The sequence below is a fragment of the Acidiphilium sp. PM genome, assembly GCF_000219295.1.
Lineage (GTDB): Bacteria > Pseudomonadota > Alphaproteobacteria > Acetobacterales > Acetobacteraceae > Acidiphilium > Acidiphilium multivorum.
In genome coordinates this window covers 1-4,699 of record NZ_AFPR01000550.1, presented here as the reverse complement: position 1 = coordinate 4,699, position 4,699 = coordinate 1, and the positions used below count along the sequence as shown (strand labels likewise).

The window sequence follows — 4,699 nt, the reverse complement described above, 5'->3', positions numbered from 1 at the left end:
GAGCCAGGCGGCGCACCGCGGAGAGAATCTCAGAATTCACCTGGGTCGCGAATTTTTCACGGGTTTGGGCTGCCATGATACATCTCCAATCTTTCCTTGATTTATCATGATGCGTCATGAAGTATCAAGAAACCGCACGGCTTTCGTTGCCTCAATATCCCTTAAACACCGGAAATTTGTCGCTTTTCCCGTATGCCCCTGAACTTTGGTTGATGACGACGCAGGGACGATTGCCTGGTTCGCAGCCTGTCAGCTTGTCTGAGCCTCTGGCGTGTCGCGCGCCGATCGGTCACGCTCCGAGGATGCGTTCGCTTCGCGCCCGACTCGCGCTGCTCTGGTCGATCTCGCTGATCGCCGCGATCATCGCGGGCGGACTGATCATCGGGCTGTTCCATCAATCGGCGACGGCGAGCCTCGCGCGTGACCGGCAGGTCGCCGCCCGAGCCTGCGATTCGATTGCGCGAGCCTATGGATTCTACAGCGCCGGGCTTGGATCGGCGCCGCAGGACGAGGCGTTTCGCAAGGGGCTGAGAGGTGTTGCGGCCTTCGGGCTCTGGCCGTTTCCCGATGTCGCCGGCGGCATCGTCTTGGGCAGCACGGCACTCGCGTCGATCGGCGTCGATACGCCGCAAGACGCGGGCATCTCCACGGCGACCGCGGCAGCGCTGGACGCGGACCATCTGGTGCTGCGCCAGCGCGGAGGGTTCGGTGACCGTGCGGTGATCGCCGCCTGCCCACTTGGCAGCCCGGCCGAAGACCTTGCGGGGTTCACCATCGTCCGGCTCGACCTACTGCGCACGCCCTTCTCGAAACTTGCCGCCGGCGGCCTGGCCGTGCTGCTGCTCTTCCTTATGGTCTCGGCCTGGTTCCTCACGCGTCTGGTGCTCGGCTTCTCCCGCCGCCTCGCCGCCGTCGAGGCCGGCCTCGCCACCGACCCCGAAGCAAAACTACCACTGACCGGCGAACCCGATTTTGACCGGCTGATCGCCGCGTTGAACGGCGCTACCGCCCGCCTCGGCCGCGCCCGCGCGCGCATCGCCGAGCAGGAGAAACTCGCCTCGCTGGGACGGATGGCGGCGGGGCTGGCGCATGAAATCCGCAATCCCCTGGGCGCGATTCGCCTCCGCGCGGAATCCGGCCTGGCCGGCGACGCCGCACGACGCGGCGCGGCCCTCGACCGCATCCTCGCGGAATCGGCGCGGCTGGAAAAGCTCACCGGAAAATTGCTGGGCTTCGCCGCCGCGCCCGCGCCGCAGACTGAAGAGACATCGCTCGCACAGCTTTTCGGCGAGGCGCGCGCACCGCTCGAAGAATATGCCGCGGCGAAGGGCGTCACGATCCAAACGAACGATCGGGGCCTCTTCTGGACGCTGGACCCCGCGCTGACCCTCCGCGCGCTCGACAACCTGCTGCGCAATGCGATCGACGCCTGCGGCGAGGACGATACGGTGCGGCTGACCGCGACACGCGATGCGGACGGTCTCACGATTCTCATCGAAGATACCGGGCCAGGAATCGCACCCGGGATCGCGGCCCATCTTTTCGAGCCTTTCGTCACCGGGCGGCCGGAGGGGAACGGGCTCGGCCTTGCCATCGCCCGCGAGATGATCCGCGCCCAGGGCGGCACGCTGGTCCATGACCCATCCGAGCACGGCGCGCGGTTCCGCATAAGGTTCAGGGGGGTGTCGTGATGGCGCGGATCGCAGTGATCGACGACGATGCCGGGTTCCGCGCCAGCCTTGCCGAGGCGCTGGATGATTTCGGCCATGACGTCGCCGAATTCGCCAGCGCCGATTCGGCCCTGACGGCACTGGCGACGGACCCGGCCGCCCTCGTCTTTCTCGACCTCCGCATGCCAGGCATGGACGGGATCGCCGCGCTGGAAGCGTTGAAATCGCGCGACAAGGCGCTGCCGGTCGTCGTGCTCACCGCCTACGCGACCGGTGAGAACACGATCGCCGCGATGCGCCTTGGCGCATTCGATCATCTGACCAAGCCGGTCGGCCGCGCAGATCTCGAAGCCCTGCTCGACCGGGCGCTTACCGGCACGGCGACAACGTCGGCCCCGGCAGACTCCGTCGCGCCTGGCGAAATCATCGGCACGAGTCCGGCGATCCGCGAAGTCCAGAAACGGATCGGCCTCGCCGCCTCGGGCCAGGCGACCGTGCTGATCCTTGGCGAGACCGGCGTCGGCAAGGAACTCGTCGCCCGCGCGATCCACCGGTTCAGCGACCGCGCGTCGAGACCCTTCGTCGCAGTGAATTGCGCGGCAATCCCCGCCGATCTGCTGGAGAGCGAATTGTTCGGCCATGAGCGCGGCGCTTTCACCGGCGCAATCGGCGCGCGGCGCGGCCGGTTCCGCGAGGCGGAAGGTGGCACGATCTTGCTCGACGAGATCGGCGACATGGCGCCGGCGACCCAGGCGAAGATTTTGCGGGTGCTGGAAGAACGCGAGGTCGTGCCGCTAGGCGGCGCACCGGTCGCGATCGATGTGCGGATGATCGCAGCGACCCATCGCGACCTTGCCGAACGCGTGGAGGAAGGCCGGTTCCGCGCCGATCTCTATTACCGCCTCGCCGTGCTGCCGATCGTCGTGCCGCCGCTACGCGAGCGCGTGGCCGATATCGAGGCGATCGCCCGCCATCTCCTCGCCTGCATCCGCCCGGCCTCGCCGCCGACGCTGAGCAAGGCCGCATTGGACGCGCTCTCCGCCTGGCCCTGGCACGGCAATGTCCGCGAATTGCGCAATGTCCTCGAACGCGCGGCAAGCCTGGCGCCGGGACGGGTGATCGATGCGGCCGATCTCGCCCTCGCGCCATCGCCGCGCCAGACCGCGTCCCTGCCGCCGCCGCGTCGCCTGGCGGAGACTGTCGCCGATGCCGAAATCGTCGCGATCCGCGCCGCGCTGATCCGCGCCGGCGGGAATCGCACGGAAGCGGCGCGCGAACTTGGCATCAGCCGCGCCGCGCTCTACGACCGACTCAATCGATACGGGCTGACAACGCTGTCGGAAAATCCGACGGAGACTGTCGGCGGATCCGACGAGTCCTCCGTCGTGTAACTCCCGAAACCCTTGCCGTTCAACGCGTTATGGTTTGGCACGCCGTGTGCAGAGCATCAGGGCGACGGATCATACCGTCGACATCATGGAGATACGCATGACACGACTGAAGCTTATGCTCGCCGCCGGCGCCGCCACGACGATGCTCGCCACCGGCGCGGCAAGCGCCGCAACCCTTGGCAACCGGGCGGCGCTCAAGGACCTGCCGACCTATTCCGGAACGGTGGCGCATTTCACCATCACGCCGCGCGGCGCGATCGACGGGATGATTCTTTCGAACGGCACCGAGATCCTGTTCCCGCCCTATCTCTCCACGGAGATCGCCTATGCGGTGAAACAGGGCGACCAGGTTACGGTGCGCGGCCTGAAAGCGGCCGGCGCACCCGTAATACGCGGCGTCACGATCAACGATGCGACGACGCATCAGCGCGTGGTCGATAACGGCCCGCCAGCCGGTTTCGGCCCGCATCACCATGACCGCGCGACGCGGATGATGGCGGATGGCAAGGTCGCGCAGGTGCTCTACGATCCGGGCGGGCGCCGCAACGGCGTGCTGCTCGAGAACGGCACAGTGCTGCATCTGCCGCCGCCGGAATTCGGCAACCAGAAGATCGCGGCACTCCTGAAACCGGGCGCAACCGTCGCCGCGGTCGGCGCTGGCACTGCGAATGCGCTGGGCAAGGCGGTGATGGTGCGCGCGATCGGCCCATCCTTCGACGCGCTGACCCGGCTCGCGCCGCCGCACCGCCCGCACCGTTTCCAGCCTCGCGGACCGATGGCGGGACCGGGCTCCTGGCACCATGCGGGATGGCAGCCCAGACCTCCGCAGCCGGCGCCCGCAAAATAACAGGACGGCAGTTTCTCCACATCGAAACGCGGCCGGGACATCACCTTCCGGCCGCGTGAATCGTTTCGTTAGATTACGGAGCCCGCCTTGCGACGTCAGACGACGACGCCGGACTCCGCATCCAGAAGATGCATCTACTTGAGGTCGACGGCGAGCGGCACTGTCTCGCCGACCTCAACCTTGCTATGCAGGGAGATCCGCGCGCGGCCATTTCCCCAGCGATGAGGCTGCGGCCAAGCAGCTCTATCTGATCCTGAACCGTTCAGAAAAAGACTGGGCGATGCCGCCTCGCGAATGGGCTATCGCAAAAGCTCAGTTCGCCGTCATCTGCGACGATCGTTTCGTAAGGGCCTTGGCGGCTTGCTGTTCAACCGCCACCCATACACGGAATTCCTGACACTGCCCTTCCCCGCAGCCGGCGACCTTCAGCTGTGCGACCTGGGCGGCCACGCTCTGGCCGTCGGTGGAGACTCGTGCATACCCGTAGATCATGCCGCTGCAACAGAAAACCCTGCATGCGGCCTATGGGGCGGGTGTGGTCGTAATTCCTGATTTTCGCGCATACGCGGCACATTCCGGGGGAAACCAATCAGAGGAGGTCGCGACCGAACGAGATTTACCAATTTTGGATGATACTCATCAAATTTTCTGTCAGAACATTTTACATTCCACTCGCCTAATTTGAAATAAGTATATGTATTTGCTTGCTATTATTATATGGCAGGATTTTTGCTTAAATTTTGTTGCGCTTCAGAATGAATGCGTGATGTCTCCCTCGATGGAGCATCTTT

3 protein-coding genes and 1 pseudogene are annotated in these 4,699 nt (G+C 65.4%); all 4 read left to right on the top strand.

Translation table 11 applies throughout. The features are described 5' to 3' along the window. Positions 1–302: 302 nt before the first annotated feature. On the top strand, positions 303–1,691 hold the full coding sequence (locus APM_RS17915; RefSeq protein ID WP_007424813.1) for a HAMP domain-containing sensor histidine kinase: 1,389 nt from the start codon (positions 303–305) through the stop codon (positions 1,689–1,691). Continuing rightward, positions 1,691–3,061 (top strand): sigma-54 dependent transcriptional regulator, encoded by a 1,371-nt coding sequence (locus APM_RS17910; protein ID WP_007424812.1) that lies wholly within the window; start codon positions 1,691–1,693, stop codon positions 3,059–3,061. The genes APM_RS17915 and APM_RS17910 overlap by 1 nt, the downstream gene beginning before the upstream one ends. A 97-nt stretch (positions 3,062–3,158) precedes the next feature. Next, positions 3,159–3,908 carry a hypothetical protein gene (locus tag APM_RS17905; RefSeq protein WP_241763210.1) on the top strand — a complete coding sequence of 250 codons (750 nt, stop codon included), beginning with the start codon at positions 3,159–3,161 and terminating at the stop codon, positions 3,906–3,908. A gap of 199 nt (positions 3,909–4,107) precedes the next feature. Then, a pseudogene (locus tag APM_RS20850) lies at positions 4,108–4,305 on the top strand (hypothetical protein); the annotation flags it as partial. Positions 4,306–4,699 lie beyond the last annotated feature (394 nt).